This window comes from Candidatus Cloacimonadota bacterium (genome assembly GCA_034722995.1).
Lineage (GTDB): Bacteria > Cloacimonadota > Cloacimonadia > JGIOTU-2 > JGIOTU-2 > JAGMCF01.
Genome location: JAYEOL010000058.1, coordinates 6,322 through 10,397, shown reverse-complemented (window position 1 = coordinate 10,397; position 4,076 = coordinate 6,322). Strand labels below are relative to the sequence as shown.

5 protein-coding genes are annotated in these 4,076 nt (G+C 33.0%); 4 read left to right on the top strand and 1 reads right to left on the bottom strand.

The window, feature by feature from the left end; genetic code table 11:
• On the top strand, positions 1 to 1,995 hold a 1,995-nt coding region (locus tag U9R23_06865; GenBank protein MEA3476141.1), incomplete at its 5' end, for a choice-of-anchor Q domain-containing protein.
• A 15-nt stretch (positions 1,996 to 2,010) separates the two neighbouring features.
• Here U9R23_06865 and U9R23_06860 read toward each other — a convergent pair.
• The gene (locus tag U9R23_06860; protein ID MEA3476140.1) at positions 2,011 to 2,574 is read right to left on the bottom strand and encodes a YigZ family protein; all 564 of its coding nucleotides are present in this window, start codon (positions 2,572 to 2,574) and stop codon (positions 2,011 to 2,013) included.
• A 391-nt stretch (positions 2,575 to 2,965) separates the two neighbouring features.
• Here U9R23_06860 and U9R23_06855 point away from each other — a divergent pair, with 391 nt between their 5' ends.
• From U9R23_06855 to U9R23_06845, 3 genes are all read left to right on the top strand, one after another.
• Positions 2,966 to 3,433: a DUF523 domain-containing protein gene (locus U9R23_06855; GenBank protein ID MEA3476139.1), complete on the top strand. Its 468-nt coding sequence runs from the start codon at positions 2,966 to 2,968 to the stop codon at positions 3,431 to 3,433.
• Positions 3,417 to 3,632, top strand: coding sequence for a cold shock domain-containing protein (locus U9R23_06850; GenBank protein ID MEA3476138.1), 216 nt, complete (start codon positions 3,417 to 3,419; stop codon positions 3,630 to 3,632). The genes U9R23_06855 and U9R23_06850 overlap by 17 nt, the downstream gene beginning before the upstream one ends.
• A gap of 235 nt (positions 3,633 to 3,867) precedes the next feature.
• A partial coding sequence (locus tag U9R23_06845; GenBank protein ID MEA3476137.1) for a dGTP triphosphohydrolase occupies positions 3,868 to 4,076 on the top strand: 209 nt, incomplete at its 3' end.

Genomic DNA, 4,076 nt, shown 5'->3' with positions numbered 1-4,076 from the left:
ATTACTCAAAATAATTCCTATATTGATTCAACTATAATTGATGGCAACCAGAATGGAAGTGTTGTAACCTTTGAAAGCGGAGAGGACACAACAGCAGTTTTATGCGGTTTCACTATCCAGAATGGAAGTGGTATGCCATACGCAAGTTCGAGTAGAGGTGGTGGTATTTTTTGTTATGGTAGTAATCCTACTGTAAAAAATTGTGTTATAAAAGAGAATACAGCTGGAAGTGGTGGAGGTATATGCTGTAAATCATCTGCTATTTATTTATCAGATGTTATCATTAAAAATAATCATGTTCAGTATAATGGTGGGGGCATATTTTTTTGGAATGATTCCTCTGCAAACTTTGATTCTGAGAGTAGATGCAGTATATTTTTAAATTATGCTGGGGCTGGTTGTGAACTTCGTTCTAACAACTGCAATACAATAGATATTATTGTAGATACATTTACTGTAATGGAACCTAAAGATTACTTCGTATATCCGTTAGATAACTTTACTTTTGATATACTTAACTGCAAGGTTAACCTTCTAAATCAAGATTTATATGTCAGTCCAGATGGTAATGACAATAATAGCGGCATAACTCCTGATGAACCATTAAAGACAATATCCTTTGCTTTAACAAAAATTGCTTCTGACAGCACTCATCCTAATACAATCTATTTAGCGAATGGCATTTATTCATCTTCTTTGACTGGTGAAATTTTCCCATTAAATTGCCGTAGTTATGTATCAATTATTGGAGAAGATGAAGATTTCTCAATTCTTGATGGAGATAATTTATTTAATATTATAGGATGTATTTTTGATGATAACCATTTTTACATTGAAAATTTAACTATTCAGAATGGTAATTGTTATTTAGGAGGTGGTATAGCAATTCAGGTTGATTCCAGTCCAACTCTAAAAAATGTAACATTAAGGAGTAATACAGGTACCATGGGAGGAGCTATATATTGCGGTCATGGATGTATCCCAATTTTTGACAATGTAAGTATTCTAAATAATACTGCTCGAACAGGCGGAGGAGGATTTTTTTATCAACATTCTTCTCCCATTTTTATAAATTGTAAAATTAGAGAAAATAGTGCTGTTGAGCCAGAGGTTGGTGGTCATGGGGGTATTCTTTGCCAATCAGAATCTAATCTGATACTTATGAATACAGAATTAACAGATAATTTTGCGACAGTAGATGTAAGCGGTTTTTCTGATTTGAGTGGGACAGGGGATAATCCTAATTCATATTTAATAAATTGTACAATTTGTAATAATTCTCCAACACCAAGATGTATTGCTCTCTCTACTGATGCCAATCTTACTCTTATAAATTGTATTGTACGCAATTATTCAGTGGATGAGATTGGATTTACTCCAGGTCTTGCTCCTGATACGGTTACCATTTCATACACAAATATTGAAGATAGTATAGATGCAATAAATACAAACAACAATGGCACAATAAACTGGCTGGAAGGCAATATAGATTCTATTCCACAATTTGTAGGAGGAGACCCTTTCAGTTATCAGTTAACAGAAGGTTCACCCTGCATAGATGCTGGCACTCCGGATACAACTGGTCTAAACCTGCCACTAACTGATTTAGCAGGCAATCCAAGAATATACAATGATACAATAGATATGGGTGCTTATGAATGGCAAGGTGGTCCTGGAATAGATGAACCTGATACATCATTCATAAACAAGTTGTATCTTTTTCAGAATAAGCCAAATCCATTTACTACTTCTACAACCATCACATTTATCTCAGCAGATTATGAGAGAATAAAGGATTATAAATTGTCAATATACAATGCAAAAGGGCAACTCATAAAAACATATAATGGCAAAAGAGACAATTTCTGGGTTAAGACAGATATAGTGTGGGATGGGACTGATGAGAATGGAAATAAAGTAAGTCCTGGTGTATATTTTTATAAATTAAGTTATGGTAAAAATTCAGTAATTAAGAAGATGATATTGGTAAGATAAAGGGATAAAGTATGCTTAACCGTAAAAATTTTTTGCTTCAGAAACTGGCATATTTGCAGTCAATTTTATCGCATCACCATATTCAATCTTTTCAATCTTTCCCTTTGATTTCTCAACTTTGTTAATAATAGTTCCTAATTTATTATATTTTATAGTTAGATGAATAGTTGTATAATTTATTCTTGTAATTATCTGGCTATTATCAATAGCCTTTTGAGCAGATTCTGTATATGCTTTAATCAAGCCACCTATACCAAGTTTTACCCCACCAAAAAATCTTACTACAATAAGGCAAATATTTAAAAGTTCGGCACCTTTTATCACCTTTAATATTGGAGGTCCGGAAGAGTTGGCTGGTTCACCAGCGTCAGTGCAATATTCATAAATTTCATCACAGTCAATTAATCTATATGCATAGACTATGTGTGTCGGATTTTTATATTCCCGTTTTGTATTTTCTAAAAGATTTTTAATATCCATTTTTGATTTTATTGGATAAATCCTGCTAAAAAAACGAGATTTCTTTATAGTCAATTTATCCCATTCAGAAGATGAAGCTATTTGATATTCTTTAATCATATTCAAAACAATAAGCTAACCTGGACAAGCCAGAACCAAAAAAGAAAATATTAGTCAATAATAATCCCCGATTAAATTGGGGGCAATAATTTCAAAATCCTAATATCTAATGTCAAATAAAATGACAAATCACAAATCTCCAAATGTGCAAAATGTAGGTTCCTGGGAATCAATGCTTTAATTTTTGTAATTTGATATTTGTCCCGACAAGTCGGGATTATTAGAAATTAGAAATTTAGAATTAGTCATTTAATTTTATTGAATAATTCTTCGCCAAAAATTATCGGTCTCGGCGCCCAGACGGACATGAATATTATTAATAATATACTGATTTCACAATTCTTCTGTCAATATTTGTTGACAAAATAAATTAATAATCAATTTTAAAGTTGTGAGAAAAAATTTATTAATAAGTGCATGTTTGGTAGGTATCAATTGTAGATATGATGGAGAAAACCAGAAAAATCTTAATATAATGCGACTGGCAAAGGATTACAATTTGATTCCAGTGTGTCCAGAGCAATTAGGTGGATTACCCACACCGCGTTCTCCTTCCTGGTTTATTAAAGGAAATGGTGTTGACACAAACAAAGGACTGAATAACATGCAAAATGAAGATGGTAAAGATGTCTCAAAAAATTTCAGAAATGGAGCAAAAGAGACTCTAAAAATATGCAAATTATTAGACATAAAAAATGCTGTTCTTAAAGAAGACAGTCCATCTTGTGGCCTTAAAAAAATCTATTTAAAGGAAAAATTGACAGACGGAAAAGGTGTAACCGCTTCTTTGCTTATAAAGAATGGCATAAAAGTCATAACTGAAGATGAAATAAGGAGTATGAATGAAAGGAAAAGTTAAATGGTTTAGTAAAAATAAAGGCTATGGCTTTATTACAGGAGAAGATGGAAAGGAATACTTTGTCCACTGGCAGTCTATACAGGGAGAAGGCTATAAGACTTTAATTGAAGATGATAATGTTGAATTCAAGGCAACTGAGACAGAAAAGGGTATTCAGGCTATTGAAGTATCAAGAATCAATTCACCCGATACAGAATAACTTTGATAACTTAATGACATACACTATATTTATGAATTTCTGTATAAATAGATGAAGACATGAATTCGCCATACCCGATTTATTCCCGATATATTGGGACACGGGGCAGGCAAAGGAGAATGAAAATTTCAGGTGGCTTAAAGAAGCAGCAACAGGATAAACCTGTTGCTACCCGCCAACTGGTGGGTAGATTCGGGTTTATCCCGAATTGAGATAAAGAAAAAGTGATTTTCATATGAAAGAAAAAGAAAAATACCTGGAAGAAATATTCTACAAAACAATGCAAGATGAGGGGCAACATTTCTCCCCATTTGCAACTAAAAATGGCGATGCATATCGTACTCGTCCTGAATATAAAAAAGAACTGAAAGGTCTATTTGCTATTGACCGTGACCGCATACTGTATAGTGGAGCATATCGGCGTTATCAAGGCAAAACACAGGT